Genomic DNA, 24,651 nt, shown 5'->3' with positions numbered 1-24,651 from the left:
GTTTATTACCCACAAAACTTTCCAAAGCCTAAAACGATGAGGAGACTACCCGTCTATTTGTTATTGGACACCTCTGGTTCCATGACCGGCGAACCCATTGAAGCAGTTAAAAATGGTGTTCAGGTTATGATCAGTTCGCTGCGGCAGAATCCGCAGGCGATTGAGACTGCCTTCATCAGCATCATCACTTTTGATAGTGAGGCCAAGCAAGTGGTGCCGTTAACCGATTTGGCCTCGTTTCAGATGGTGGACATCAGAGCCACCGGCACTACCAGCTTGGGCGAGGCCCTGAAGTTGGTTTCCACCTGCATGGACAATGAGGTTACCAAAACCACGGCTGAGCAGAAGGGCGACTGGAAACCCCTGGTGTTTATTATGACGGATGGAATTCCCACCGATGACTGGCAGCTGGGCCTGGAAGAATTCCGAAAGCGGAAAACTGCCTTTACCGTGGCCTGCGCCGCCGGCAGCGCCGCCGACTCGGCGTTACTAAAGCAAATCACGGAAAATGTCGTCAGCCTTGACACGGCCGACAGCCAGAGCATCGCCAAGTTCTTTACCTGGGTGAGTGCCTCCATTGGCGTTTCCTCAACCAAAGTGGAAGATGGGGGCCAGGAAGTAAGCGGGATGGGAGAGCTGCCGCCGCCGCCGGCTGAACTGAATATAGTTACGTAAACAAGGGGCATCTCCCTGGGCAAAGAAGAGGCTGGAGGAATTCTTCATCAGCCTCTTCCTTGTTTTCGCCAGTAGCAGGCCCTGCCCCGCAAGGCCATCCGGCACCATTAAGCTGCCGGATGGCCGGAAGCAGCATCCCGGGAGACGAGCAGGGAGCAGCCTTAAAAACGAGTTTAACACAGTAAGCCCAACAGCAGGAATGGCCGATGCAAAACAACTGGTGACTGATCTTTTCAAAAGCAACGGCATTCTCATTCCCGAGCACCGGATGAAGTTGTTCGACCGCTTTTTACAGCAGGAGCAGAGCCTTGCCATTCTTCACCAACTCAGAAAAAATCAGGATCAACTCATGGCCAACTGGAAAACCGAGGAAAGAATAGCTGAAATCGTGCAGCAGCCCATTCGCATTCCAAACGCCACCGTGGGTAAACCTTATGCCGCTCCCTTTGACTTCGAGCAGTATGGCTGGACTGACTTGATCGCCTTCCGCATCGAAGGCCTGGAAGCCCTGGGACTAACGTATAGCGCCGAAAACAACCAGATTACCGGGGTCCCTACCCAAAGCGGGGACCTGAAGTTTGCGGTTTTCTTTAAAGTGGAAGGGCAGGCGGAGGACGCTTCCTTCCACCAAAAAGACATTCCGCTTATCATCAACCCGGATCCGAAAGGCCTCTGGAAAAACCTGGAAAGCGACCGGAATGATCCCTACTGGAAGGAAGACGATGTCACCTTGTTTGCACCCCTGGGCGACCGGCACCTGCTGGTGTCCTCCAAACGCGGGCGCTCCCACGCCAACGTGGGTTCCTTCCGGGAAGATGACTTCGCCTTCAAGGAGCTGCCCAACGGCTGGAACGTGGTCGTGGTGTCGGATGGGGCCGGCAGTGCGAAACTGGCCCGGAAAGGGTCGGCGCTGGCCTGCGCCGGCGTGGTCAACTATTTTCTGGATTCCGCGTCCGTGGAAAGCATGGCCGAGTTTGACGTCTTGGTGGAGCAGCACGCCAGCCAAACCGGGGAGGACACCCTGAAAAATCTGAACCGTTGCGTGTACAACAACCTGGGCAAAGCGGCTTTTCAGGTGCACAAGCAACTGGAAAGCTTCGCCAAGGCCCAGGAGCTCACCTTGAAAGATTTGAGCAGTACGCTCATCTTCACCCTGTTTAAAAAGTATGACGTGGGCTACGCCTTGCTGTCCTTTGGGGTCGGCGATTGCCCCATTGCCGTGCTTAGCTCAGACGTGTCCGAGGTGACGCTCATGAACTGGATCGACGTGGGTGAATTCGGGGGCGGCACCCGGTTTATCACCATGCCCGAGATTTTCCAGAATGAAAAGTTCGCTACTCGGTTTGGGTTTAAACTGATCGACGACTTTTCGTACCTGATCATGATGTCGGACGGCATTTATGACCCCAAGTTCGTGGTAGAGGCCAGCCTGCCTGATATAGCCAAGTGGCAGGAGTTTCTGGCGGATTTACAGGGCCAGAATGAAGACAAGGCTGCGGTAGAACTGAGCACCACCAACCCCGACATTGCAGCGCAACTCTCCCACTGGATGGATTTCTGGAGCCCCGGCAACCACGACGACCGAACCCTGGCCATCGTGTTCTAGCTCGTGGCGTGACCCTGCCCCGCCCTCGCCCCGGAAACAGAGCCCTTCCTTTACTATAGACCTGAACCTGTGAGCCAAAGCACTAGCAGTAACTTTCTTAATACACCGGCCCGAACCGTGAGGTCGGTGCCGTCCCTTACCACGCCGGGTAAAATTTACCAGTACGTGGATAACGGTGAGCCCATGCGGGGTGGCATGAAGGACGTGTATTTCGGGCCCGACCGATCGTACGTGGTCGCTTTTTACCGTGACAAGCAGGATTACAATTCCCGCGAACGGCTGCGCAAGCTTGTAACCCAGTATTACGATAGCTTCTTCAACCGGGAAGGTGGCCAGTACTACCAGGAGCTGTACTGCTGGCCGACCGACCTGGTGGAAACCACCGACGGGAAAGTAGGCTTGATTGTGCCTACTTATAACAAAAACTTCTTTTTCGAGAAAGGCTACGCCACCAGCGACGGCATTAAAGGCAAAGAGAAACAAGGCTTGTGGTTTGCCTCGGCCAAGTTTCGTAACCCTCAGTTTGCCTTGCGCCTGGATGAAAGCGAGTTAGGCACCTGGCTGAGCTATTTCCAGATCTGCGTCAAAATTGCCCGGGGTGTAAAACGCCTGCACGCCGCCGGGCTGTCCCATTCCGACTTATCTTACAAAAACGTTTTAATTGACCCGGTCAGCAAATCCGCCACCATCATTGACATTGACGGGCTGGTAGTACCGGGGCTATACCCCCCGGATGTTATCGGCACGGCCGATTTTATTGCCCCGGAAGTCCTGGCCACCAAGCACCTGGAGCTGCGCGACCCGAACCGCAAGCACGCCAACCGTACCACCGACCTGCATGCCCTGCCGGTCATGATTTACCTGTACCTGCTCTACCGGCATCCGCTGAAGGGCGGGAAGGTTAACTCCCTGGATACGGAACAGGACGACCTGCTGTCCATGGGGGAAAAGGCCTTGTTTATTGAGCACCCGACCGACCACTCCAACCGGCCTAAACTGGATCAGGTCTCGAAGTGGACGTTGCCCTGGGCGGATGTTGCCAAGCTGCCCTACACCATTACCGGCCCCTACCTAAAGGCCCTATTTGATCAGGCCTTTGTTGCCGGCCTCCACGATCCTAACCAGCGGCCGAACGCCGACCAGTGGGAGCAGGCCCTGCTCAAAACCACTGATCTGATGCAGCCCTGCAGCAACCCCAGGTGCCAGCAGAAGTGGTTTGTGTTTGACAATACCACGTCGCCCAAGTGCCCGTTTTGCGGCACGCCGGTAAAAGGCACCCTGCCCGTGCTGGACCTGTACTTTGAGTTTAAGCCCACGGTCTGGCGCCCGGAAAACCACCGCCTCATGGTTTACCACAACCAGTACCTGTTCCAGTGGCACGTAAACCGGCACGTAATCCGAAATGAAAAACTGACGGCCGAGCAAAAGACCCCGGTGGGGTATTTCACTTTCCACCACAACAAGTGGGTATTGGTCAATCAAACGCTCACCTCCCTGAAAGACCTGACCGAAGACAAAGACATACCCGTGAACACCATGGTCGATCTGACCGACGGCAAGAAGCTTTTGCTCTCCAAGGAAGAGGGCGGCCGGGTGGTGGTGATCACCATGGCCAATACGTAGCGCCCCGCCGGCCCCCGCCAGCCAGAATGAGCCGAGCAGTTGAGAGGAACACTACCCTTAAAACTTACTAACCCTTACCCCGATGAGAATCAAGCCGCTAGGAATTATTGTTGTTTTATTGATCATGGGGGTGCTGGGCTACTTCGCCCTCCGTCCTCATTTGTCAGGCGGGCCCAGTGACAGCGCTGCCTCCGCTACTACCTCGCCCACCATACCCGGCAGCAACCGGCCCCGGGAGGCTACCGCGGAAGTGCCGGCTGCCGCAACGACCCCCCCTACGGCCCCAGCGGCCGGCACTACCGAGGAAGCCCGGGAGTTTAGCTACGCGCCCGAGAAACCGGAAAATGGCACGCTGCGGGGGGTAGTGGAAGTGGGGGCCACGGGCTTTAACTCCTTTGTTATCAACATGGACCGCCAGAAACGCTGGGAGATTGTGTCCAAGGATTTTGGCGAGTCCCTGGCCTACGAAGGCCTGGCCACCACCGAAGACATTCGAGCCGGGCTTAAAAAGTACCTGTCCGCCATGTTTGACAAAGGCGTGGCCAACAGAAACATGCACTTCGTGATTTCCTCGGGCGCCCAGAAAGAACCTAAAACCGCCATTATCAGCAACGAGCTGAAGAAGATGGGGTATGTGGTCAACAACGTAACCGCCGAGCAGGAAGGCAAGCTGGGCTTTAGTGCCACCGTGCCGGCCGCCTTCGCCGATAACTCTTTCCTGGTGGATATTGGATCCGGCAACACCAAGATCTCCTGGCAGGAGAATGGGCGCCTGCAATCCGTTGAGCTGCCGGGCGCCAAATACTACGAAAAAGGAACCGCCGATGAGCAGGTCTACAACCAGGTGAAAGCGTTGGCGGCTAAAATACCGGCCAACAAGCGCAACGTAGGTTTCATCCTGGGGGGAGTGCCCTTCACCCTGGCCAAGCAGCACCGCAGAGGAGAAGAAAGATACACCGTCTTGAAGGAGCCCGCCAGCTACAAAGCCGCCGACAAGAAAATGGCCTCGGGCTTAACCATCTACAAGGGCTTGGCCGAGGGGACCGGCACGGACACCTTTGTGTTTGACTGGGATGCCAACTTTACCATCGGGTTTTTGCTTAGCCTCAACCAATAAGTTTTCTTGCCATGAGTTTCTTAAAGCAGTTGTTGACGCCGTTCGTGGAGTTTGAGGACGATTCCACGCAAAAACCGGCGCCACCAAGTCCCCCCGCGGTGGCGCCACCCGTTACGGCGCCCCCCGCGGCGGCGCCGGTCACGCCTTCCTTTTTGCCCCCGGCAGCACCCGCGCCCCCCGAGAACGCCCAGCATCCGCTGATCAATGGCCCGGCCACCCCCATCCCGATTCCGGATCAGGTGCCCACTTACTCGGCCGGAGGCACCATCACGGAACCCCTGCCCGAGCACGAACAGTATTTTGAACGGCTGATTGATGAGGCGAATGCCCGCAATCCCTTGTTCCACGGGCCTGACTACAAGGAATTTGTGGACAGCAAACTCGACATTGACGACATCCAGGACGAAGCCATTAAGTACCAGACCGCTTACAACGTGCTAAAAAGTACCGGCCTCACCAAGGAAAAGCTGCTTTCCACTGGCCAGGAATACCTTAACCTGATTGGGCGGGATCTAAATGCTTTTCAGAGCGCCCACGCCCAGCAGTACCAGCAACAGGTGCGGCCCAAGGAGGATCTGATTCAGCAGAAGGCCCAGGAACTGCAAGCGCTTACCCAGCGCTTAACCGTCCTAAAAGCTGAAATCAACCAGATTACCCAGGAGATTACCCTTACCAAGGATAAAATGAACACCACGAAGAACTCCTTTCTATTAGCTGGCGAAAAAAAGCAAAAGGAAATTCAAACCGAGCTCCAGAAAATAGCGCAACACTTCTAACTCTTTAAGTAGCCAGTACCTTACCGGAAGAAGGCGACGAAGCGGGGTACTACTGCAGGCGAAGGTGAAATATTAGGAGAGAGCAACTTCTGCAATTTGCAGCCTTGGCCCAGCGCAACCTGGTTTTAAGCTTTTAAGCAGTGATCGGGTTGCCTGCTCGGCGAAGCAACCCTGGTCCCAGTGATCGCAGAGCAGCTGGCATTCCAGGGCGGCCGGATCCTAAGGTAGGTAGCAGTAAGCCAGGGGAAATGGCTTGTGGTAGTGGTTGTAATCTTCACCAGCAGGTACCGCGCACCCTGCGGCAGCGGTTAGATGCGGTTTACTAATTTTTTTATGAGCACGATCTGGCCAAGGTGGTAATAGCTGTGTTCAATCATGGCCTCTATGTTTCGTTGGTAGGTTCCGTATTTTTCCTCCCCAAACACTTCCTGCAGCCGGGCTTCGGGCAGGTTGCTGACTCCCGATGAAAATTTCTCGGCTTCCTGGAAAAAGGTTGCCAGCACCTGTTCCCAGTGCTCCTGGGAGCGAATTGGCGAAAAATCAAAGCTAAACTGATCTTTAATGGTAAGGCTGCCCCCAGTGAGGACGGGCGTCACGCCCGTAAGGTAGTAGTGCAGGTGCTGCACCAGCGCGGCAATAGTGTTCACCCTAGGGAGGGGGGTAGTAGCCGTCTCCCAGGACAGGCCCGTTAGTTCCTGGCGATAATTGGTGTTGGCTACCCAGGTGCCGGAGAAAATGACCTCCTGGAAACGATTGGCTAGTTCCTCACTGCTTTTCATGGTTATTCCTTTATGTACCTACGCAGGTCACCTACGTGGCGGCTTAAGCAGACAAGATAAGCCGCCCAGCTTATCTATAAAACAGCTTACTGGACACAGCCTGCCGCCGCACAGAGCTAGTAGTCAGCACCGATAGCTTTTCGGTTGGCAGCGCACTAGTAGGCTTGTCCGTACCGCCTACCGTATGCAGGGCCACCTACATGCCGTTGGCTTATCCTGCCGGCTTCCCGTTTCCAACCCGCGCAATTTGCACCTGGTGTTGGCCTGGTTTGTTCGCCTGACCCCGCCGTTCCACCCAACTGGAATACGGCTGCGCGTGCCTGGACTACGCCGGGGGTGGGGCAGCTAGGGGGAGCGCCTGCTTTCTAACCTACGTAGTGGGGCTGGTCGGAGTACCGGGGACATTAACCGCCGGACGGACATCGGGCGCCGTGGTTTTAGTGGCCACGGCGGGACACGTGGCGCTACTACTTGCGCCACCCTGGACGGGAGACTCTTCTTAGTCAGCGGGTGTCGGTTGGGAACCCACCCCTGCTATTATTCGCTGGTTTTCGTCTCTTGTTTTACCCGGTAATTAACCCAGCTCGATAAAGTAAGTGGTTCCAACCTGAATTGCGCTGGGACAAGACCGTGCTGTCAACAGGCTGCTGAATGAACGCCTGCAAGGGGGACAGCCCCTGAATCGAACTAGGCCGGGCAGCGCTCAGCAAGCCAAGGGAAAAAGTAAAGTCAGCAGTAATCCAACTAGAAACGGAAACGCGTCATCCAACACAAAACGAGCCGATACGGCCCCGAATGTTTTGGCAATACGGGTTCGAGATGGTAGAATGCAAAATGTGACTTTTCCGGCAAACAGACAGCGCAGGCTAAGTTTGCAGACTTCGGTTTATTTTATTTTATGTTGCTGGCTCGGGTACAGCGAACTCCCGAGTTTCATCTACTGCTTTGTTTATCTGTGGCGTGCTGTTTCGTGCCCCAAGCAAGTTAGGAATGCCTTGACCCGTGCAATCATGCAGTAGGTGCAGCAGCTGTATATATCCAGCACGAGTTTGTATGCACGCCCAAGAGGGGCGACCACGTGTAAGACACTGGGCTTCGGCCGTATTACCCGGCGCAAAAGATCCCTGGGCCAACCGTATCCATTGGTAAAGTGACATTGTGCCCCACTGCTTTCAGTCGGAAAATTGTTCCCCGGCGGCTTGCGTACGGAGGGCAGCTTCCTCTATGTTTGCGCTACCATTACCTGCCATTTTTTGCCTCTTGTGTTCGCCCCTGGTATTCCCATGAAAAAAGTAATTTTAGTTTTTCTGCTGAGCATTTTTCTGCTTTCAACCAACGCATTTTCGCAAGCCGTGGAATCGCCCTTGCAAGCTAAATTTCTGGTGGAAGGCGGAATTGAATACGGGGGCGATGAGATTCTTAAAGTATTTTTTACGAACGGCGGCGATCAAACAATACGAGCGGGGCAGGGTGGTTTCGTGGCTGTTGGGGGGCAATTAGAATTTTCGAAAATCAAAAATTTAATGCTCCGCACATCCATTGGAATTAAATACAACACAACCGCCGCCGACAATGCCAATATCCGGCTGACCAGAATACCAATTAACGTAATGCCCTACCTGAAAATAAAGGAGGATTTCCGATTAGGGCTGGGCATCACCTCGCATCAAAACGTAAAATTCAAGGGGGACGGATTTGTCTCCGACCTAGATTTTAAAAGCTCAATCGGCCCCCGAGTGGAGCTGGGCTACAAATGGATAGCCGTCACGTACACGGCCCTAAACTACCAAGCAGAAACCGGCGAAGACGTATCCGCGGGCTCCTTGGGGCTGGCCGTTTCGCTGGTGTTTCCCAAATAAGAAAATTCAACCCTGGGGCGGGTGGTGCGGCGCGTGACCCCTGCCAGGCTAGAGCAACCGGCCTGCTGCCTTGCGGCCCGGCGGTGCCCGGCGAGCTTTTTGCTTTTTCACCCAAGGGCACTGCTTTCGCAGCGAGGATTTGGGAGCGGGCCCGCGCTGCGGGCGGTCGCGGCCATACTCAGGCCAGGAGCTGCGGTTTCTGCTGGTACACCTGCCATAGAAACTCGCCGAAGATGGTATTGGCCCAGGCAAACCAGGACCGGGAAAAGTAACTGGCATCGTCCTTATGGAAGGATTCGTGCAGGTAGCCGGTTCCTGCGGGTGTGGCCTTTAAACTCGGAAGGCAGGCGCGGATTTCTGCGTCGCTAGTGCTGGTCAGGCCGCGCATGACGATGGCCAGGGCCATATCATATCCTGGCCCACGTGCGGGCCGCCGATTCCTTCCGCCGCTTTGCCCCGATAAAAAGACGGGTTATCGGAGGAAAGCAGAAACCGGCGGGTATTCTGGTAGACCGGGTCGGCAAGGGGCACGGCCCCCAGGTAGGGCAGGGATAGCAGGCTCGGGATGGTGGCATCGTCCATCAGCACCTAGCCATCGACTTCGTAGGCGTAGATGCGCCCGTGCCGGGGGGCACTATGGCGTGCTGGTGTAGGGCGGCTTCTACTTCGTTTGCCAGGGCGGTTAGCTCCTGCGCGGTATGGGGATCCTGGGCCAGGGCGGTCATCATTTCGCTGGCCTGGCCCAGGCTCACCACCGCAAAAAAGTTGCTGGGAATAAGAAACGAGTACAGGGCCGCATCGTCGCTGGGCCGGAACGCCGAGCAGATCAGGCCCACCGGCAGCACCGGGTAGCCGTAGCCCTGCATCGGCTGGGTATCCGTGGCAGTGGCGGTAGTGCGCTAGAACTGGTAGGGGCCGGGGCTGGTCTTGCGCTGCTGCTCCCGAAAGGTTTGCCGGGTCGTGCGGATGGCCTGCTGCCACTGCGCGTCGAAGGGGTGCGCGTCCTGGGTTTTCTGCCAGTAGAAGTACGCCAGGCGAATAGGGTAGCACAGCGAGTCGATCTCCCACTTCCGCTCGTGCACGCCGCCCTGCATCCTGGTCAGGTCCGATTTCCATTCCCCCACCTTGGTATCGTCGTCGTAAAAGGCGTTGGCGGAGGGGGCCTTGAGAATGCAGCGGGTCTGGCGGTTAATTACCCCCGCTAGCAGCTGGCGCAGGGCCGGGTCCTGGCCGACAAAATTGAGCTAGGGCCACACCTGCGCCGAGGAGTCACGCAGCCACATGGCATCAATGTCGCCGGTGATAAGGTAGGTATCGGGCCGGCCCTGGTGCAGGGTGTGCGTGACGGTGGTATCCAGGGTGCTCGGTAAGCAGTTCTCGAACAGCCAGCCCAGCTCCGGATCTTTCACCTTCTTCCTGAACTCGGCAATGGCCGCCTCCACTGACCGGCTGCGAAAGCGCCGCTTAGCGGCGGCGGGCCGCACCACGGGCAAGGCCGGCCCCGCTTCCGCAAAGCAATAGGGCGGGAGCAATACGCTGGCGGTCAGCAGGGAAAAATTTTAAGCGAAAGCTCGGCGATGCATGCGGGAAGGGTAGGGAAGCCCCTGGTAAAAAAGTGCCCGCAGCTGAGAGGCTAGTTTGCCCTTACGACCGAAAAAGCCGTCGCCGCCGGCAGCAGCACGCGGCCAGCACGGCGCCGCGCCCAATATCCAGGGACGGGGCCCCGGGCCTTGTCGCCCCCGCCCGCGGCAAGTCCTCGTTGCTGCCCGATGCGGAGGGCATTCGGAAAATCAGTTTCTTTGGGAGCATACACCCTGGCTTTCTTTTCATGACTACTCGCCGAAAGTTTCTGACTTCCTCTTCCGCCGGGCTGGCCCTGCTCACCGCGGGCCGCTCCCTCGAAGCCGCCCGCCTGGCCCCGCTGGCCGTCAAGGGCCAGCCGCTGGTAATTTCAACCTGGGATACCGGCCTGGAAGCCAATCTGGGTGCCTGGAAGGTGCTCCGCCAGGGGGGGCGCGCCCTGGATGCGGTGGAAGCCGGCGTGATGGTGACCGAAAGCTCCCAGAACTGCTGCGTAGGGCTGGGGGGTAACCCCGACCGGGAAGGAATCGTGACCCTGGATGCGTGCATCATGGACGATAAGTTTAACTGCGGCAGCGTGGCGGCGCTGGAGCGCATCAAGCACCCCATCAGCGTGGCCCGGCGCATCATGGAGCACACGCCGCATGTGATGCTGGTGGGGGAGGGGGCCCAGCAGTTTGCCCTGGCCCAGGGTTTTCCGCTGGAACCCCAGCAGCTTAGCCCCGACGCCGAGAAAGCCTATCGGGAATGGCTTAAAACCAGCCATTACCAGCCGGTGGTCAACATTGAAAACTCCGGCCGGCCGAAGAAACCCACGGGTCCGGTGGGAGGGGCCAACAACCACGATACCATCGCCATGCTGGCCCAGGATGCGCAGGGCAACCTGAGCGGCAGCTGCACTACCAGCGGCATGGGCTTCAAGATGCGCGGCCGGCTTGGGGACTCGCCTTTGATCGGGTCGGGTTTGTACGTGGATAATGCCGTGGGCGCGGCCGCCGCTACCGGCCAGGGCGAGGACGTTATTCGGATTGCCGGCTCGCACACCGTGGTGGAGCTGATGCGCCAGGGGCTTTCCCCCCAAGCCGCCTGCAAAGCCGCCGTGGAACGCATTGCCAAAATCAAAGGGGCCAAAGCCCGCGACATTCAGGTCTGCTTTATCGCGGTCAACAACCAGGGCCAGCACGGCGCCTTTGCCCTGCAGAAAGGCTTCAGCTACGCCGTGTGCGACGCCCGGAACCAGCAGCAGCTTATTCAGAGCGCCTACCTGCTGCAATGAGGACGCGGGTTCTGGAAATCTGCGCGGGGTCCGTGCAGTCGGCCCTAGCCGCGCAGGCCGGCGGGGCGGACCGCATTGAGTTATGTCAGAACCTGGCGCAGGGCGGCACGACGCCCTCGCACGGCTCCCTGCAGCAGGTGCTGGCGCAACTTACCCTTCCCGTGTTCGCGTTGATTCGGCCGCGGCCCGGACATTTCCGTTACGACGCCACGGAACTGGCCATCATGGCGTCCGACATCCGGCACTGCCGGGAGCTGGGTTGCGCGGGCGTGGTCCTCGGGGTCCTCACTGCGGCGGGCCACCCGGATCTAACCGCCTGCCGCCCCCTGCTGGCGGCCGCCGGCCCCCTGCCGGTCACCTTTCACCGCGCCTTTGATGCGTGTCCGGATCCGGCCCGGGCCCTGGAAGAAATTATCAGCCTGGGTTGCCAGCGCATCCTTACCTCCGGCGGTCAGCCGACTGCGCCGGTCGGACAGCAGCAGCTGTCCGCCCTGGTGCAGCAGGCCGCCGGGCGCATCCGCATCATGCCGGGCGCGGGCATCACGCCCGACACTATTCAGGCCTTGGCCCGGCAGACGGGCGCCCAGGAGTTTCATGCCAGCGCCAAAACCCAACGGGTGGAGCGGCCGGCGGGCGGCGCCGGGGAATTTGATGCGCCCCGCTGGGAAACCGATGTGACAATGGTACAGGAATTGGTGGCGGCCCTGAATTCCCTAGAATGAGCGGGGGCCTGCGTTGACCCGCCGATAAGGGCGTGCGCGACGAGTCTGTTTCGGGCGGCTGGCGATATCTTGCCTGATCGAAACGGCGCCCTTGCCGGCTACCCCAGCCCGGAAGCCAATACCGCCCGATAATGCCCGAACTACTTTCCACGCTTCCTACTGTGCCTTTCCTGTGAGCAAGAAAATCTGGATGTTGTTTGCCGTTCTGCTGCTAGGCCGGGCGGGGGGGCTGGGCGGTTCCCCGGCGGCGGCCCAGTCCGCCGCCCTAAGCCCCAGTGCTTTATCCCTCATTCCTCAGCCGGTGCAGCTTACGCCCGGGAGCGGAAGCTTTGCTCTTACGCCAGCAACTAAAATTTACGTGGACCCCGGCAACGAGGAGCTACGCCGCATCGGGCAGGCCCTAAGTCAGGACCTACAGCAAGCCGGGGGCGCCGCGCCGCCGGTGCTGGCGGCGCGGCCGGGCACGCAAAGCCCGGGGGGCATCTACCTGACCTTGCGCACCTTCCCCGATACGCTGGGGGCTGAAGGCTACACGCTCAGCGTGCAGCCTACCCAGGTGATACTGGCCGCTACCCAAGCCCAGGGCGTTTTCCGGGGCCTGCAAACCATCCGGCAGCTGCTGCCCACCCAGCGCCCGGCGACGGCCCTCCGCCTGCCGGCAGTGGTCATAACGGACCAGCCCCGGTACCGGTGGCGCGGCATGCACTTGGATGTAAGTCGCCACTTCTTTAAAGTCGAGTTTGTCAAGAAGTACATCGACTACCTGGCCCGGCACAAGATGAACACCTTCCACTGGCACCTCACCGACGACCAGGGCTGGCGCATCGAAATCAAGAAATACCCCCGGCTGACTTCCGTGGGCGGCTGGCGCGCAGGCACGCTTATCGGCCACTTCAGCGACCAGCCCCACCAGTTTGATACCCTCCGTTACGGCGGCTTCTACACCCAGGAGCAGATCAAGGAGGTTGTGCAGTATGCCCGGGACCGCTACATCACGGTGGTGCCGGAAATTGAGATGCCCGGCCACGCCGTCGCCGCCCTGGCGGCGTATCCGGAGTTCTCGTGCACGGGCGGTCCGTTTAAGGTAGAGCGGCTCTGGGGCGTGTTTGATGATATTTTCTGCGCCGGCAACGAGCAGACGTTTACTTTCCTGCAGGACGTGCTGACGGAGGTGCTGCCCCTGTTTCCGGGCCCAATCGTGCACATCGGCGGCGATGAAGCCCCCAAAACCCGCTGGCACAGCTGCCCCAAGTGCCAGGCCCGCATGCAGGCCGAAGGGCTGAAGGACGAGCACGAGCTGCAAAGCTATTTCGTGCAGCGCATGGAGAAATTCGTTAACTCCCGGGGCAAGCGCATCATTGGCTGGGACGAAATTCTGGAGGGTGGCCTGGCCCCCAACGCGGCGGTGATGTCCTGGCGCGGGCAGGCCGGGGGCATTACCGCCGCCCGCCAGCAGCATAACGTGGTCATGGCCCCCGGCTCCCACGCCTACTTCGACCACGCCCAGGGCGAGGCCAGCCTGGAGCCGTTGTCGTTCGGCGGCTACCTGCCCCTGTCCAAAGTCTACACCTTCGAGCCCACGCCCCGGGAGCTGACCCCCGCCGAGCAGCAGTACATCCTGGGCGGGCAGGCTAACATCTGGACCGAGTATATTCCCTCGGAGCAGCAGGTGGAGTACATGGCGTTTCCGCGCCTGGCGGCGCTGGCCGAAGTGCTCTGGACGCCCGCCCGTCAGCGCAACTGGCCCGATTTCCAGCAGCGCATGCAGCAGCAGTACCGCCGCTACGAAGCCTGGGGGGCCACCTACTCCCGCTCTGCCTTCAACGTCCGTTCCCAGCTGACCCTCGACCCCGCCCGGCGCACCACCACCGTGACCCTGCACATGGACGCGGCCGGTCCCAAAATTGTCTACACCCTCGATGGGTCGGCGCCCACGGCCAGCTCGCCGGTCTACACCCAGCCATTCACCGTAGCCACCTCGGCCCTTATCAAAGCCGCCTCGTTTGAAGCTGGCCAGCGGATAGGCAAAGTCACGACCCGGGAGCTGCTCCGGCACCAGGCCTTTGCCAACCCCGTAACGCTGGCTTCCGAGCCCCACCAGAGCTACCGCGGCGCCGGACCCCTTACGCTGGTGGACGGGCAGCGGGGATCCGTTAACCACGCCGACGGGCAGTGGCTGGGCTACTACGGCACCGACCTGGTGGCAACCCTGGATCTGCGGCAGGCCACCGACATTCGCACCGTAAAAACCACCTTCCTGCGGGCCGTGGGCTCCGGGATTCAGTTGCCCGCCCGCGTGGAGATTGCGGTGTCGAAAAATGGGAAAAAGTACCAAACGGTGTACGCGGCCCCGGTAACGGCCCCACCGGCCCCGAATAAGCCCAGCATCAGCGAAGTGCAGGCCGATCTAAAGAAAATCAAGGCTCGGTTTGTCCGGGTGACGGCCAAAAATGCCCAGGCTCCCGGCGCCGCCACGCCCGATACCTGGCTGTTTACCGACGAAATTGTGGTTCAGTAGCGTGGCTCGGGGAGTCTGGCTGAACTCTATGGGCTGAAACAACGGCTACTGGTTTTGCTGGGGAGTGGGCTGGCCGCTTATCCTCTGATGGCCCCGTCCCCTACAAGGTAAATGCGGGCGGGCCCAGCCCGTTGCCGGACAACCTTCCCCGTGATCGGCCCTCGTTCCCAGTTGCCGCCCCCTGTCTTTACCCGTCCTGTTCCGCCGCTCCATCAGTGGGTAGGTGATGTTTCAGCTGCGGATCGCGTGCCTGGCCTTTTCCCCAGGGCGTCAGCCGCCGGATTTAATCGCCGGGTAACTTACAGGTGAAGGTGGGCACTCGGCTGATAGTACAACCGGGCGCGGCCTGGATGGTAAATCTGCCAGCCGGCCACGCTCAGGTGTACCAGTAGCAGTCCGGTGGCCAGGTACTCGTACCAATACTGCGCGTAGGATAAGGGACCGACCAGCCAATCCAGGGCCGAGAACAGCAGCGACACGACCACGGCCAGTAGCAGGGCCCGCAAAGCATTGCGCAGCCAGTTGAATCGCACCCACTCCGTGCTGGAGAAATGACTGTTCAAGTAGTGGTGATACTGGCGGAAAGCCTGCAGGGTGGCGTAGCCATAGCCGAAAAGCAGTAGGTAGCCCAGGGCCCGCGCGGCCTGGTGGGGCCACGCCAGGCTGATAAGTGGGCCCTGAGTTCCGAAGTGGCCGGGCAGGGGGTGGCCCCGCAGCCAGTGCCGCAGCCCTACGTCGGCTCCAAAGCAGACCAAGTGCCAGGCTACGTAAGCCAGCAGGGGAGCAAAGTGTCCCCACCGCCGCCCCCGCACCCGGTAGTCTTGATTTGTCATGCTGCGGAAGTATATATAGAACAGGGGGCCCAGGCCGATCTGCAGCTCGAAGGGAAAATAAAACATAAACATCGAGTGCCCGTCGTGGGTGCTGTACCAGCCGGCAAATCCCAGCATCCAGTGTGCCACCTTGAGCGTGCAAAGCAGCACCAGTAAGGCCAGCCACCGGTCCGACACTTCGCTTAGCCGCCAGCTGCGCATGAGCAGCAGGGCCGTGAACACGAGGCCGTGCACGCAGAAGGGCAGCAGCAGGGCGCTGTAGGCATTGAACTCAAAGATCATCCCCCGGCATAGTGAAAGTAAGGGCCCAGTGCAGGTACTGGCAAGGGCCGCGACTAGGGAGCTGCGCAAGAAGGCTTGATTACTGCTCCCCCAGACAGCTACCCGCAACCTACTGCCGCAAAGGGTTGTCAGGCAAGGCCACCGTGCCCACTTTATAAATTGGGACGTCTCAGCTTCGCTTTTGGCACCACCAGGGGCAGGCAACAGAGTCAAGGAAGGGGGCGAGCCCCTACTTTTGACTTACTGCCTGCCCCTTATGCTAACCCTTGCCCGGCCAAGGCGCAAGGCAGCGGCCACGGGTTTTGCCGAGCGTGCCACCGCCAGGGGAGGAGTGCCCCTTCGCCAGTACCTGCGCGTAGCAGCCCTTGCGGCGCTTTCCTCCTCTGCCTCTTACTTTTTTTCTGCCCTTTCTTCCCTTATGCCGCACCGATACTTTCTTGGCCTGGCCTGTGCCCTGCTGGGCTGGCTCCTGCCCCTCCCGGCACTGTGGGCGCAGCCCGCTGCGCTTTCGGTAACCCAGCAGGAGCAGGACTTCCGCATTTTTCGCCAGGGCCTGCAGGAAGGCCACGGCGGCCTGAATTACTTTATCGACAAAAAGCGCTTTGACCAGCAGTGCGACAGCGTGGGCCGCACCTTCCGTCGCCACGCCTCGCCGGGCGACTTCTACCTGAAGCTGCGCTACCTGCTGGCTTTGCTGGGCCACGGCCACAGCCGCTTGAATCTGCCCGTGCGCAACCCGGACTACAAGTTGGGCCTGCTCCAGCCCGATCGGCGCTACCTGCCGCTGGAGCTGCGCATTCTCCGCGGTCGCCTCTATGTCCTTACCGACTGCAGCGCCGAGCAAACGGTTACCGCAGGTGCTGAAATCCGAGCCATTAATGGGGTGCCAGCGGCTACGCTTATCGCTCAGATGGTGAAATACATCCCGGCCGATGGACGTAATGTCACCTTCAAGCATTACAACCTAACCACGTACTACGCCTTTCATTTCCTTTACCACCTACTTTACCCGCAGACCTCCGACTTTGCCTTAACCCTGACCGGGACCCGGCGGCCGGTGCGGGTGCAAGGTCAGCTGCCGGCCATCCTTGCCCACACCTACCAGGCCCGCACCGGGCGCAGCATCAGCTACTACGGCGAGCAACTAGCCTACCAGCCCACCCGGGCCCCCGGGGTGGCTTACTTACGGGTAAGCAGCTTCTACAAGGGCCTGCTGGAGCGCAACGGCCGCCGCTTTGAGCCCTTTATCGACAGTGTGTTTCAGGACGTGAAAACCCGGGGTACTCACACCGTGGTGCTGGATTTGCGCGGCAACGAGGGCGGCGGCGACGGCTACGCCGAGTACCTGTTTGCCCACCTTACCGACCAGCCCTTTGCCAGCGCCGTGCTCGACCGGGTTGCCAGCCGGCGGCTGAGCACGCTGGCGTACGCCCATAACCTGAGCGAGGACGTGCGGGCGTTTGCCGCCGACCCCAACCAGTTTCTGGCCGACGACACCACCCTGGTGCTCAAGCCCCAGTTTCGGGAGGACCTCGCCCCCAAACCGGATCCAGCCCGGCCCTCCTACCTGGGACCGCTGTACGTGCTGACCAACGGCGGCACGTTCTCAGCGGGCAACAGCCTGGTAAGCTACCTCTACCGGCAGCGGCAGACCACGGGCCGGGTTGTCTGGTTTGTGGGCGAGGAAAACGGCGGCGACATCTACAGCAATGTGCTCTGCGCCGGGCAGGGCTACAGCATCAAACTGCCGAACTCCCTGATTGAGGTAGACATGCCCTTTCTCTGCGGCGGGCAGCTTAACCGCACGCCCCCGCCCAAGCGCCTGCCCGACCATGACGTGCAGCCCACCATTAAGCAAGTGCTGAAGGGCCAGGACGCGGAAGTTGAATTTGTGTTGCGGCGGATCAGAAAGCGCTAGTGCCGCGCCCGCCTGGCAACGCGTTAACTATTTCCCTTGCCCGCAGGCCCCTGCGCTCAACCTAATGGCTCGCTATAAAAGCCCGCGGAGTGAAACGGCACCCCGTGCCCGACTAGGAAAAGCCAAGGGGCAGGGAGTGGGGTGCGGCAATCCCAAGGGGGAATTACTTTATTAGCAGGGCCGAACAAGGGATGGCCGTCCGGGGCCAGGCTGCGGCAGCCCCGGCCCAGCCTTTGCAACTCTCACCACCTATTGGGTATCCTCACTTCATGTACCGATCCTACGTAGCCCTGTGCCTGCTGTGGTTCGCCTTGTGCGCCTGCAAAAAGAACCCTTACCTGCGCGGTATCGATCAAGAGGCCCTCTTTGCCCCGCCAACTCCGGCCGAACTGGCGGCCGTGGAAGCCCACTGGGCCTCCCGTCCGCTCTCCCCCAGGGCTACCGCCTGGAACAAACCGTGCCGTTGACGGGCGGCGCTGAGTTACGGCTTATCTCCTTTCTGACCGGCTCCTACCGCACCCAAGCGGCCGTGCTGGTGCCCGGTACGGCCGGGGCCCACCCAGTTCAGCTCCAGCTAAGCGGGTTCGCCCGCCATGACCCCGTGCAAACGGTGGCGCTGCAAACTGCCCCCGGCGGCCGCGTAGCCCCGGTTGTGGTGGGGTGGGTGGCGTTCCGAGGTCAGATCCTGCGGGTGACCGTTGACGGGCAAACCTACGAACGACCCGCCTCGGAGGGGCCCGTGGGCGACGCCTTTGACGGGGCAACCGACGACGCGCAAGCCTTTTTGAGCGTGCTGCTGCGTACCGTTACCACGGCGGACGCCGGCCGCGTGGCTGTGCGCGGCGGCAGCCGGGGCGGTACCGTGGCCCTGCTGCTGGCTGAGCGCGACGCCCGCGTACGCCGGGTTATTGACGTGGTCGGCCCCACCGACTTGCTTGGCCTGACCCAAGGCAACCAGCAGGACCCAACCTACCAGCTGCAGTTTTTGCAGGAGTTGAAGGAGGGGCGCCAGACCCTGGCCCAGGCGCGGCAGCGGCTGCTGGCCAGCTCCCCCCTCTACTTTGCCCAGCGTCTGCCGCTAACCCAACTGCACCTGGGCAGTCAGGACCGCATAGTGCCCCCGGCCCAGGGCGAGCGGCTGCGCAGCCAGTTGCAGGCGCTGAATCGGGCAGCGCAGCTTGAACTCCACCTGTACGAAGGCCGCGACCATCAATCCGTGTTCACTCACCCGGATTTTGCTGGCCGCGTGGAGGCCTTTCTGGCGCCGCTCCGGTGAGCCCCCCGGGGCACGGTCTAGCCAAACCAGAAACCAGCCTTCAACCCTAGGCGGCCGCATTCACAACGATTTTAAAACGGACCCATGCTACAACGGTGGATTAAGAAAACTCTATTTTTAACTTTAGCACTGGGGTGCGTCGCCTGCAATGGAGGGGTAAACAACGACTTGCCCGAACAGCAGGGAAAAGAAAAAACCTTATCGGTCGGACAAGCCCAGCTTGTCACAGCCCAGGGTTCCCAACAGAGCGGCCCCGCGGGTCGACTTATGCAGGACAAGGCGGGAAATATTTGGTTTGGCACCTTTAATGCCGGGCTCTTTAAATATGACGGCCACTCATTTACCCGCTTCACTACCGCCAATGGCCTGAACAGCAATAGCGTTTTGTGCGTTCTGGAGGATAGAGACGGTGAAATTTGGGTTGGCACTGAAGCAGGACTGTGTCGGTACGATGGTAAAACATTTACTCCGGTTTCCATCCCTCTCCGGAAAAACTTGCACCCCAATACGTACCCCAACACGCACACTGTATTCAGTATTATGCAGGACCATAGCGGCAAGCTTTGGTTTGCCACCGTGGATGGCGTGTATATCTATGATGGCAGCTCCTTTACCCCGTTTATAGTCAAAGCAAGCGGGGGGGGCTATAGGAGTAGCAATCCTAATGTAGAATACATCTTAGAAGATAGAGCCGGTACTATCTGGTTGGGAGGACGGGGTAACCAGGGGGTTTTTCGCTATGATGGTAAAACCATAGCCAACCTTCAAGTAAATGAACTGCAAGCTTTCAACTGGGCCTGGCCGAATATGCAGGACCGGCAAGGAAATATCTGGTTTAGCAACTGGACCGGGGCCTACCGCTACGATGGCAAGTCCTTCGTTAAAATGGATGGCCTGTATGCCGGCCCTGTTAATCCCATTACCTGCATAATACAAGACAGCAAGGGTACTATCTGGATCGGGGGTAGCCGCGGCATCTGCCGCTACGAGGGACTGTATTTAACCTGCTTAACTGAAAAAGAGGGCTTACTTGATAACGATGTCTGGTCTATTTTAGAAGATAGAGCGGGCACGCTTTGGATCGGCAACCGCAACACTGGGGTATCCCGGTACGATGGAAAAACTTTCACTTCTTACAAGCTAAACCAATCGCTTACCGCAGTTACTCCATAAAATGCGCGGGCCGGATCAGGGGCCTTAAGTAAAAGTTTGATTTTTAAATGAGGTAGGGTGTACAACGGGTTCGTTGAGCTGGAACTGGGGGGGTGATCGGGGCTGGGTAGCTTACCCTCTGCCGGCAAAGACCGCATCGGCCGGCAATAGCCGGTGCCCCGGATTTACCGCGCCCGTGCGGTCTACCTGTGGCCCCACTCAGAACCCGTGCGCCCCTGCTATACGGGGTTAGCGAGATCAGCCTGGGGCAGCATCCATTGCGCGGGGATGGCCGCTTTTATGGGTGAGCCGACAAGGTAACCAGTAAGCAAATTCACCAGCGGCACGGCCTACGCTAGGAGTAGGGGCACTCTGAAACTCGCTTTATCCTCTCACGGAAAGCATGGGCAAGCGCTAGAACTGGTACCCACGACAGCTGTCCGCAGGTATCCCACCCGTTGCGCAGCGCGCTTACTGGCGGATAATGCCACGGGAGCTGCCGGAAGGCTCCTGGGGGGGCGCTTGCCCGGGCGAATGCTGCGTCGGGAACGAGGGCGGGCAGTAGGCAGCTGCAAACTGGCTGGTGAGCAGCTGCTTGCCGGGCTTCTTACCGCGGGCTCATACTACCTTATTGGCCGGCTGGTTAGCTGGAGGTTTTACGGTAGCGCCACACGGCCAGCAGGTTCACGGCGAGGGCCATGCCCCCTAGCGTCAGGACCGGGCCGAGCACCTCACCCAGGGTGCTGCCCTTGAGCAGGATGCGCCGGGCGATGTCGATAATGTACACCAGCGGGTTGAGGCGGTTAAAGGCGCGGGCCCAGGCCGGCATGTACTCGACGGGCGTGAACAGCCCGCACAGCAGAATGAAGATGATGAGAAAGAAAAAAGCGATGAACAAGGCCTGCTGCTGCGTCTGGCTCACCGAGGAAATGAGCAGCCCCAGCCCCAGCGGCACCAGTAGAAATACGGCCATGATGCCGTAGAGCAGCGGCACGCTCCCCACCATGGGCACGTGAAACAGCAGCCGCGCCAGCAGCAGCCCGATGGTAAACTGGTAGAGGCCCGCCCCCCAGAACGGCAGCAGCTTGCCCAGGATAAACTGCCACTTGCGGATGGGCGTCACGTTCAGCTGCTCGATGGTGCCGATTTCCTTTTCGCGCACGATGTTGAGCGTAGCCACCATCATCACAATCAAGCTGATGATTTCCACCAGGATGCCCGGCACCATAAACGTTTTGTAGTTGAGCAGCGGGTTGTACCAGTAAGCCGGCACTACTTCCACGCCCCGCACCTCGCCCAGGGCGGCCGCCACCGTGGCGGGCCGCCCTTCCCCCTCGTAGGCCTGCACGATGCTGCTGGCGTAGGAGCTGGCCAGCCCGGCCTTCACGTTGTCGAGGGCATTGACCAGGAGCTGCACCTGCGCCCGGCCGCCGCGCACCAGGTCGCGCTCAAAATGCGGGGGGATGACTAGCACCAGGTCGGCCCGCCTTGCCAGCAGGTCCTGCTCGGCGGCTTGACTGGTGGGACGCGTCTGCACCAGCCGGAAGTAGGGCGTGTACTGAAACCGGTTGAGCAGGCGGCGGGCCGCAGGGCTGTGGTCCTGGTCCACCACGGCCAGGTTCAGGTTCTTGACTTCGTAGTTGGCCGCCAGCGAGAGCAAGACCAGCTGCATGATGGGCGCTACCAACAGGAGCGCCAGCAGCGTGCGGTTGCGGCTCAGCTGCCGGACCTCTTTTTCAAGTAAAAACCAGACGGTGCGCACGGGCGGTAGGATGCTAAATGAGGAGGTGTCGTTTACGCAAGCTGGGGCCACGCCCCAGCCGGCCGCACTGGGCGGCTACGCCAGTCGGTTCTTCAGCGAGCCCAGGGCCAGCAGCAGCAGGCCCCCGGCCATGCCCGCGAGCACGGCCGTTTCGCGCCACAGCTCGCGCAGGCCCAGGCCCTTGATCATGATGCCCTTGAGAATGACGATGTAGTAGCGCGCCGGGATCAGCCGCGAAACTGTTTGCAGGGGCAGCGGCATGCTCTCAATCGGAAACAGAAAGCCGCTCAGAATAAGCGTGGGCAGCAGCAGGCTCAGCATGGACGTGAGCATGGCCGTTTGCTGGGAGGCCGCGCGGGTTGAAATCAGTACGCCCAGCGTAAGGGCCACCAGAATGTAGAGCAGGGTTTCGGCCAGCAGCAGGGGCAGGCTGCCCCGCAGGGGAATGTCGAGCGCCCCCACCCCCAGCGCCAGGATAACGAGCCCGTTGATAAACGAAAGCAGGAAGTAGGGCAAAATCTTGCCGACGATGATGGGCAGCTGCCGCATGGGCGAGACGAGCAGCACTTCCATGGTGCCCGTCTCCTTCTCGCGGGCAATGGTGATGCTCGTGAGCATGGCCGAGACGAGCAGCAGAATCAGGGCCATCGTTCCCGGCACGAAGGTGTAGGCGGCCTTCAGGCCGGGGTTGAAGTAAAGCCGGGCGACGGCTTCCACGCGCGGGCCCGCGCCGGCCCGCTGCGGGATGTGCTGCTGCTCGTAGGTTTTAATGATGGCCGTGGCGTAGCTGACCAGGCTAACCGCCGTGTTCTGGTCCGTGGCATCGGCCACGAGCTGCACCTGGGCGTGGCCCAGGTGGTCGAGGTCCCGGGAAAAGCCGGCCGGGAATACCACGGCCAGCTTTACGTGGCCCCGCCGGAAGGCGGCCGCCACGCCGGGGTAGCCGGTGGCGTGTTCCCGCCGGCCGAAGTAGCCCGACGAAAACAGCCGGTCCTGCACCTGCCGGGCGTGCGCGCCCTGGTCAAAATCCAGCACCGCCACGTCGGCGTTCTTGATTTCGTTGGTCAGCGCGAAGCCAAACAGGGTGACCAGGGCCACGGGCATGCCGAAGAGAATGAGCAGGGTGCGCGGGTCGCGGAAGATGTGGTAAAACTCTTTGCGCACGAACATCAGAAATGCTTTCATGGCCGCTTAGTCCTGGTTTTTGGCGCCCCGTGCCAGGTGCAGAAAGGCCTCGTCCATCGTTTCCACGCCCAACTGCCGCTTGAGGCTGGCGGGCGTATCCAGGGCGTCGATTTTACCATCGACCATAATGCTGACCCGGTCGCAGTACTCGGCTTCGTCCAGGTAGTGGGTGGTAATGAAAACGGTGGTGCCCCGGGCGGCGGCCTCGTACAGCAGGTCCCAGAACTGGCGCCGGGTGATGGGGTCCACCCCGCCGGTGGGCTCGTCGAGAAACACCACGGCCGGCTCGTGGAGCAGGGCCACCGAAAAAGCCAGCTTCTGCTTCCAGCCCAGGGGCAGGCGGCCCACCAGCGTGTCGCGCTCGGCGGTAAGGCCCAGGCGCAGCAGCAGGGCGTCGGTTTTCCGGCGAATAATGCTGGTTTTCAAGCCGTACACGCCCCCGTAGAACCGAATGTTTTCGCCTACGGTCAGGTCTTCGTAGAGCGAGAACTTCTGGCTCATGTAGCCGATGCGCTGCTTGATTTGCTCGGGCTGCTGCAACACATCGAAGCCCGCCACCGTGGCCGCCCCTTCGGTGGGTGCGAGCAGGCCGCAGAGCATGCGCATGGCCGTGGTCTTGCCGGCGCCGTTGGCCCCGAGAAAACCAAAAATCTCGCCCGGCGCCACCGCGAAGCTGATGGCATCCACGGCCGTGAACGGGCCGAAGCGCTTGGTCAGCCCCTCGCAGCGGATGACGGGGCTGGCAGTCGAAACGGGGACGGTGCTCATGAGGTGGGGGTGGTAGGGTGGGCGTGCAGTAGGTCCATGAAGGTGTCTTCGATGGTGGCCGCCACCGGCGCCACGGCCACCTCGCGGTGGCCTTTGGCGGTCAGGTAGGCGGTGAGGTGGGCGGCGGCCTCGGCCTCGGGCCGCTTCAGGCTTAGGTGGGCCATGTCCCCGAAGGCGTAGCAGCTGTGCGTGGCCGGGTAGGCCCGCAAATCCTGCAGTAGCGGGTGCATGCGCGCGGCCCGCACGGCGTAGAGCGGCCAGGGGTAAGCGGCCCGCAGCGCGGCGGGGGTGTCCACGCGCAGCACCCGGCCTTCTTGCAACAGGGCCACCCGCTCGCAGCGGGCGGCCTCGTCCATGTAGGGCGTGGACACGACGATGGTGATGCCCCGGGCTTTGAGCGCGGCGAGCATGTGCCAGAACTCCTGCCGCGACACGGCGTCCACCCCCGTGGTAGGCTCGTCGAGCAGCAGCACTTCGGGCCGGTGAATAAGGGCGCAGCACAAGGCCAGCTTCTGCTTCATGCCGCCGGACAGGGCGCCCGCGCGCCGGTTTTTGAACGGGGCCAGCTGCTCGTAGATGTCGGCCACCAGCTCGTAGTTGGCTTGCACCGTGGTGCGAAACACGGCGGCAAAAAACGCCAGGTTTTCCGCTACCGTCAGGTCGGGGTAGAGCGAGAACTTGCCCGGCATGTAGCCCACCAGGTTGCGGATAGCGCGGAAGTCGCGCACCACGTCGTACCCGGCTACGGTGGCCGTGCCGGCATCAGCCAGGAGCAGGGTGGCCAGGATGCGGAAGAGCGTGGTTTTGCCCGCCCCGTCCGGCCCGATGAGGCCAAACAGCTCACCGGCCCCGACGGCCAGGCTCACGTCGCCCACGGCCGGGGTGGGGCCGTAGGCTTTGCTCACGTGGTGGAGTTCGACGGCGCTGGTCATACGCTAAGGGA

At 60.5% G+C, this 24,651-nt stretch carries 19 protein-coding genes and 2 pseudogenes; 13 read left to right on the top strand and 8 right to left on the bottom strand.

The genetic code is table 11. The features are described from left to right. The first annotated feature begins 36 nt into the window (after positions 1 to 36). From ACYVGU_RS10570 to ACYVGU_RS10550, 5 genes are all read left to right on the top strand, one after another. Positions 37 to 675 carry a vWA domain-containing protein gene (locus ACYVGU_RS10570; RefSeq protein WP_460622041.1) on the top strand — a complete coding sequence of 213 codons (639 nt, stop codon included), beginning with the start codon at positions 37 to 39 and terminating at the stop codon, positions 673 to 675. 220 nt (positions 676 to 895) lie between these two features. Beyond that, complete coding sequence (locus tag ACYVGU_RS10565; protein WP_460622040.1) at positions 896 to 2,281, top strand: PP2C family serine/threonine-protein phosphatase; 1,386 nt, start codon at positions 896 to 898, stop codon at positions 2,279 to 2,281. A gap of 126 nt (positions 2,282 to 2,407) precedes the next feature. After that, positions 2,408 to 3,904: a helix-hairpin-helix domain-containing protein gene (locus ACYVGU_RS10560; RefSeq protein ID WP_460622039.1), complete on the top strand. Its 1,497-nt coding sequence runs from the start codon at positions 2,408 to 2,410 to the stop codon at positions 3,902 to 3,904. Between the two features lie 82 nt (positions 3,905 to 3,986). Further along, positions 3,987 to 5,021, top strand: coding sequence for a hypothetical protein (locus ACYVGU_RS10555; RefSeq protein WP_460622038.1), 1,035 nt, complete (start codon positions 3,987 to 3,989; stop codon positions 5,019 to 5,021). 11 nt (positions 5,022 to 5,032) lie between these two features. Then, positions 5,033 to 5,797 (top strand): hypothetical protein, encoded by a 765-nt coding sequence (locus tag ACYVGU_RS10550; protein WP_460622037.1) that lies wholly within the window; start codon positions 5,033 to 5,035, stop codon positions 5,795 to 5,797. A gap of 308 nt (positions 5,798 to 6,105) precedes the next feature. On the opposite strand, the gene ACYVGU_RS10545 is transcribed toward ACYVGU_RS10550, so the two are convergent. Further along, entirely contained in the window at positions 6,106 to 6,576 is a 471-nt protein-coding gene (locus tag ACYVGU_RS10545; RefSeq protein ID WP_460622036.1) for a DinB family protein, read from the bottom strand. 1,283 nt (positions 6,577 to 7,859) lie between these two features. Here ACYVGU_RS10545 and ACYVGU_RS10540 point away from each other — a divergent pair. After that, positions 7,860 to 8,435, top strand: coding sequence for a hypothetical protein (locus ACYVGU_RS10540; protein ID WP_460622035.1), 576 nt, complete (start codon positions 7,860 to 7,862; stop codon positions 8,433 to 8,435). Positions 8,436 to 8,613: 178 nt separating this feature from the next. Here ACYVGU_RS10540 and ACYVGU_RS10535 read toward each other — a convergent pair. After that, positions 8,614 to 9,017, bottom strand: a pseudogene (locus ACYVGU_RS10535) (glycoside hydrolase family 125 protein). Continuing rightward, positions 9,017 to 9,844: pseudogene (locus ACYVGU_RS10530) on the bottom strand (glycoside hydrolase family 125 protein). The pseudogenes ACYVGU_RS10535 and ACYVGU_RS10530 overlap by 1 nt, the downstream one beginning before the upstream one ends. A 419-nt stretch (positions 9,845 to 10,263) precedes the next feature. On the opposite strand from ACYVGU_RS10530, the gene ACYVGU_RS10525 reads away from it, so the two are divergent. The 3 genes from ACYVGU_RS10525 to ACYVGU_RS10515 all read left to right on the top strand — a co-directional run bounded on the left by ACYVGU_RS10525 (position 10,264) and on the right by ACYVGU_RS10515 (position 14,532). Next, a complete protein-coding gene (locus tag ACYVGU_RS10525; RefSeq protein WP_460622034.1) occupies positions 10,264 to 11,292 on the top strand; it encodes a N(4)-(beta-N-acetylglucosaminyl)-L-asparaginase in 1,029 nt (342 codons plus the stop codon). Further along, complete coding sequence (locus tag ACYVGU_RS10520; protein WP_460622033.1) at positions 11,289 to 12,014, top strand: copper homeostasis protein CutC; 726 nt, start codon at positions 11,289 to 11,291, stop codon at positions 12,012 to 12,014. The genes ACYVGU_RS10525 and ACYVGU_RS10520 overlap by 4 nt, the downstream gene beginning before the upstream one ends. Before the next feature lie 172 nt (positions 12,015 to 12,186). Next, a complete protein-coding gene (locus ACYVGU_RS10515; RefSeq protein WP_460622032.1) occupies positions 12,187 to 14,532 on the top strand; it encodes a glycoside hydrolase family 20 protein in 2,346 nt (781 codons plus the stop codon). A gap of 299 nt (positions 14,533 to 14,831) precedes the next feature. On the opposite strand, the gene ACYVGU_RS10510 is transcribed toward ACYVGU_RS10515, so the two are convergent. Continuing rightward, complete coding sequence (locus ACYVGU_RS10510; protein ID WP_460622031.1) at positions 14,832 to 15,647, bottom strand: hypothetical protein; 816 nt, start codon at positions 15,645 to 15,647, stop codon at positions 14,832 to 14,834. Positions 15,648 to 16,065: 418 nt separating this feature from the next. Here ACYVGU_RS10510 and ACYVGU_RS10505 point away from each other — a divergent pair, with 418 nt between their 5' ends. The 4 genes from ACYVGU_RS10505 (at position 16,066) to ACYVGU_RS10490 (ending at position 20,014) form a co-directional block, all read left to right on the top strand. Continuing rightward, positions 16,066 to 17,565 carry a S41 family peptidase gene (locus tag ACYVGU_RS10505; protein ID WP_460622030.1) on the top strand — a complete coding sequence of 500 codons (1,500 nt, stop codon included), beginning with the start codon at positions 16,066 to 16,068 and terminating at the stop codon, positions 17,563 to 17,565. 269 nt (positions 17,566 to 17,834) lie between these two features. Beyond that, positions 17,835 to 18,032, top strand: coding sequence for a hypothetical protein (locus tag ACYVGU_RS10500; protein ID WP_460622029.1), 198 nt, complete (start codon positions 17,835 to 17,837; stop codon positions 18,030 to 18,032). Then, entirely contained in the window at positions 18,023 to 18,841 is an 819-nt protein-coding gene (locus ACYVGU_RS10495; protein ID WP_460622028.1) for an alpha/beta hydrolase family protein, read from the top strand. Before ACYVGU_RS10500 ends, ACYVGU_RS10495 begins: the two co-directional genes overlap by 10 nt. Positions 18,842 to 18,925: 84 nt before the next feature. Beyond that, the gene (locus ACYVGU_RS10490; RefSeq protein WP_460622027.1) at positions 18,926 to 20,014 is read left to right on the top strand and encodes a ligand-binding sensor domain-containing protein; all 1,089 of its coding nucleotides are present in this window, start codon (positions 18,926 to 18,928) and stop codon (positions 20,012 to 20,014) included. Positions 20,015 to 20,636: 622 nt separating this feature from the next. Here ACYVGU_RS10490 and ACYVGU_RS10485 read toward each other — a convergent pair. From ACYVGU_RS10485 to ACYVGU_RS10470, 4 genes are all read right to left on the bottom strand, one after another. Then, a complete protein-coding gene (locus tag ACYVGU_RS10485; RefSeq protein WP_460622026.1) occupies positions 20,637 to 21,755 on the bottom strand; it encodes an ABC transporter permease in 1,119 nt (372 codons plus the stop codon). 75 nt (positions 21,756 to 21,830) lie between these two features. Further along, the gene (locus ACYVGU_RS10480) at positions 21,831 to 22,940 is read right to left on the bottom strand and encodes an ABC transporter permease (RefSeq protein ID WP_460622025.1); all 1,110 of its coding nucleotides are present in this window, start codon (positions 22,938 to 22,940) and stop codon (positions 21,831 to 21,833) included. A gap of 6 nt (positions 22,941 to 22,946) precedes the next feature. Continuing rightward, a complete protein-coding gene (locus ACYVGU_RS10475) occupies positions 22,947 to 23,708 on the bottom strand; it encodes an ABC transporter ATP-binding protein (protein WP_460622024.1) in 762 nt (253 codons plus the stop codon). After that, positions 23,705 to 24,640: an ABC transporter ATP-binding protein gene (locus ACYVGU_RS10470; protein WP_460622023.1), complete on the bottom strand. Its 936-nt coding sequence runs from the start codon at positions 24,638 to 24,640 to the stop codon at positions 23,705 to 23,707. Before ACYVGU_RS10470 ends, ACYVGU_RS10475 begins: the two co-directional genes overlap by 4 nt. Positions 24,641 to 24,651: the final 11 nt, after the last annotated feature.

The sequence above is a fragment of the Hymenobacter tenuis genome, assembly GCF_054780495.1.
This window is presented reverse-complemented; position numbering and strand designations above follow the sequence as displayed.

What these genes read in the sequence shown, in the direction of transcription:
- ACYVGU_RS10570 (WP_460622041.1), top strand. Translation starts at nt 37, where the DNA reads ATGAGGAGACTACCCGTCTATTTGTTATTGGACACCTCTGGTTCCATG.
- ACYVGU_RS10555 (WP_460622038.1), top strand. Translation starts at nt 3,987, where the DNA reads ATGAGAATCAAGCCGCTAGGAATTATTGTTGTTTTATTGATCATGGGG.
- ACYVGU_RS10550 (WP_460622037.1), top strand. Translation starts at nt 5,033, where the DNA reads ATGAGTTTCTTAAAGCAGTTGTTGACGCCGTTCGTGGAGTTTGAGGAC.
- ACYVGU_RS10545 (WP_460622036.1), bottom strand. Translation starts at nt 6,576, where the DNA reads ATGAAAAGCAGTGAGGAACTAGCCAATCGTTTCCAGGAGGTCATTTTC.
- ACYVGU_RS10540 (WP_460622035.1), top strand. Translation starts at nt 7,860, where the DNA reads ATGAAAAAAGTAATTTTAGTTTTTCTGCTGAGCATTTTTCTGCTTTCA.
- ACYVGU_RS10525 (WP_460622034.1), top strand. Translation starts at nt 10,264, where the DNA reads ATGACTACTCGCCGAAAGTTTCTGACTTCCTCTTCCGCCGGGCTGGCC.
- ACYVGU_RS10520 (WP_460622033.1), top strand. Translation starts at nt 11,289, where the DNA reads ATGAGGACGCGGGTTCTGGAAATCTGCGCGGGGTCCGTGCAGTCGGCC.
- ACYVGU_RS10510 (WP_460622031.1), bottom strand. Translation starts at nt 15,647, where the DNA reads ATGATCTTTGAGTTCAATGCCTACAGCGCCCTGCTGCTGCCCTTCTGC.
- ACYVGU_RS10505 (WP_460622030.1), top strand. Translation starts at nt 16,066, where the DNA reads ATGCCGCACCGATACTTTCTTGGCCTGGCCTGTGCCCTGCTGGGCTGG.
- ACYVGU_RS10500 (WP_460622029.1), top strand. Translation starts at nt 17,835, where the DNA reads ATGTACCGATCCTACGTAGCCCTGTGCCTGCTGTGGTTCGCCTTGTGC.
- ACYVGU_RS10490 (WP_460622027.1), top strand. Translation starts at nt 18,926, where the DNA reads ATGCTACAACGGTGGATTAAGAAAACTCTATTTTTAACTTTAGCACTG.
- ACYVGU_RS10480 (WP_460622025.1), bottom strand. Translation starts at nt 22,940, where the DNA reads ATGAAAGCATTTCTGATGTTCGTGCGCAAAGAGTTTTACCACATCTTC.
- ACYVGU_RS10475 (WP_460622024.1), bottom strand. Translation starts at nt 23,708, where the DNA reads ATGAGCACCGTCCCCGTTTCGACTGCCAGCCCCGTCATCCGCTGCGAG.
- ACYVGU_RS10470 (WP_460622023.1), bottom strand. Translation starts at nt 24,640, where the DNA reads ATGACCAGCGCCGTCGAACTCCACCACGTGAGCAAAGCCTACGGCCCC.